The following is a 1,794-nucleotide window of genomic DNA, read 5'->3' on the forward strand; positions in this document are numbered from 1 at the left end:
CGGGGGCCCGCGGCCTGGCGGGGCTCCCCCCCCCCGCCCGGCCGCCCCGCGTCGGCGGGCGCCGCCCGCCCCCCCCCCCCCCCGCCCCCCGCCCCCCCCGCCGCGCCGCCGCGGGCGCCACGGGTCGGGCGGGTCAGGCGATCAGGTTCTCCCGGAGGTGCCCGAGGGTCTCGTCCTTGACGCCCAGGGCGGCCCGGGCGTAGCTCTCCGCGTCGCCCCAGCCGTCGGCGACGGCCTGCAGCGCGGCGCGCAGGTACTCCGGCCGGACGCCGAACACCGCGTCCGCGATCTCCGGGTCGCCGCCCGCGGCGGTGAACTCCTGCACCATCGGCGCGAACGCCGCGCGCACCGCCGGGCCGACCGACAGGTACTCGGCCTCCACCGTCGCCGTGTCGGCGCCGAGCAGCAGCAGGACCAGCGCGGTGCCCCACCCGGTGCGGTCCTTGCCCGCGGTGCAGTGGAACAGCACCGGTCCGCCCTCCTTGTGGGCGAGCGCGGTGATCAGCTGGCGGTAGGCGTGCCGGGCGGACTCCGCGGTGACGAAGGCCCGGTAGTCGGCGGCCAGCGCGTGCGCGGCGCGGCCGTTGCGGAACTCGCGGGCGGCCACCGCCGGGTCCGCGAGCGCCGCGGCCAGCCGGGCGGCGGTGCCGGTACCCGCCGGGTCGGCCATCACGTCGGCGACCAGCAGGTGGGCGCCGCCCGGCATCCGGTCCGGCCGCACCGTCCGCTCCCGCTCGGTGCGCAGGTCGACCACGGTGCGGATGCCCAGCCGGGCGAAGACCGGGTCGGCCGCGGTGTCCAGGCGGTCCAGCTGGCCCGAGCGGAAGGCCGTCCCGGGGCGGACCCGGCGGCCGCCGGGGAGCGCGATGCCGCCGAGATCGCGCAGGTTGGCGACGGTGCTGGATCCCACGATCTGCGAGCACTGCATGGCGACCTCCGGGCCTGGGACACGACTCACCTGCACGCTAGGCGGCGGCCGGGCCGGCCGCCCCCGGAGCGCGTCCGCGCGGTGCATCCGCCGCGCCCGGACGGCGGGCGGCCGTTCGGCGCGCGTCCCCTTCCGGGGGCGCATGGTCGGCGCACGACGGAGTTCGGGGCGCGAGCCGCCCGTGCCTCGCGCGCCGCATTGCCCGAAGGGCCGCCGGACGGCAGTGTGTGTCGGGGCTCACACCGGGTGGGCGCAGCGAAGGGACGGTACCGCCGGCATGGCAGTCAAGGTTCTGATCGTCACCGGTGACGCGGCGGAGTCGCTGGAGGTCCTCTACCCCTACCAGCGGCTGCGCGAGGAGGGCTACGAGGTGCACATCGCCGCGCCGGCGAAGAAGACGCTGCAGTTCGTGGTGCACGACTTCGTGGACGGCTTCGACACCTACACCGAGAAGCCGGGCTACACCTGGCCCGCCGACGTCGCGGTCGCGGACGTCGACCCCGCCGACTACGCGGCGCTGGTCGTCCCGGGCGGCCGGGCCCCCGAGTACCTGCGCAACAACGCCGACGTGCAGCGGATCGCCCGCCACTTCTTCGAGCTGGACAAGCCGGTCGCGCAGATCTGCCACGGCCCGCTGATCACCCTGGTCGGCGGCGTGCTCACCGGCCGGCGCACGGCCGCCTACCCCGCGCTGGAGCCCGACGTGGCGGCGGGCGGGGCCGGCTTCGTGGACGGCGAGGCGGTGGTCGACGGCGTGGTCGTCTCGGCCCGGGCGTGGCCCGACCACCCGGCGTGGATGCGCGCCTTCATCGAGGTGCTGCGCGACAAGGCGCCGGTGGAGTAGCCCCCGGTGGACGGCGGCCCGG

2 protein-coding genes are annotated in these 1,794 nt (G+C 77.7%); one reads left to right on the plus strand and one right to left on the minus strand.

Annotation, left to right across the window (positions count from 1 at the left end; all coding sequences use genetic code 11):
- Positions 1-133 precede the first annotated feature (133 nt).
- On the minus strand, positions 134-958 hold the full coding sequence (locus ACFV0G_RS38960) for a tyrosine-protein phosphatase (protein ID WP_380558527.1): 825 nt from the start codon (positions 956-958) through the stop codon (positions 134-136).
- 247 nt (positions 959-1,205) lie between these two features.
- Between ACFV0G_RS38960 and ACFV0G_RS38965 the strand changes: the two genes are divergently transcribed.
- Positions 1,206-1,772 carry a DJ-1/PfpI family protein gene (locus ACFV0G_RS38965; RefSeq protein ID WP_380558531.1) on the plus strand — a complete coding sequence of 189 codons (567 nt, stop codon included), beginning with the start codon at positions 1,206-1,208 and terminating at the stop codon, positions 1,770-1,772.
- Positions 1,773-1,794: the final 22 nt, after the last annotated feature.

Source organism: Kitasatospora sp. NPDC059571 (assembly GCF_042735675.1).
Lineage (GTDB): Bacteria > Actinomycetota > Actinomycetes > Streptomycetales > Streptomycetaceae > Kitasatospora.